The 268-nt window shown below is 72.0% G+C and carries 1 pseudogene; it reads left to right on the top strand.

Annotation, left to right across the window (positions count from 1 at the left end):
* Positions 1-268: pseudogene (locus IG08_RS0153580) on the top strand (IS200/IS605 family accessory protein TnpB-related protein); the annotation flags it as partial.

Raw genomic sequence — 268 nt, 5'->3', positions numbered from 1 at the left:
ACCTTCCCGCACCGCGGGCCCGAGTGGGCGGACCGGGTGGAGGCGAACCGGTCGGTCGCCTACCGCATCCACTACGACACGGCACGGGGGCGCTGGTATCTGACCGCCTCCTGGCAGATCCCGGTCTCCCGGACCACCCCGATCGCCGCCGCCCTCACGCACGGTGTGATCGGCGTCGACATGAACGCCGACCACCTCGCCGCCTGGCGCCTCGACACCCACGGCAACCCGACCGGGAACCCGCGCCGCTTCTTCTACGACCTCACCG

The organism is Streptomyces fulvoviolaceus (genome assembly GCF_000718165.1).
Taxonomy (GTDB): Bacteria; Actinomycetota; Actinomycetes; order Streptomycetales; family Streptomycetaceae; genus Streptomyces; species Streptomyces fulvoviolaceus.
This window is presented reverse-complemented; position numbering and strand designations above follow the sequence as displayed.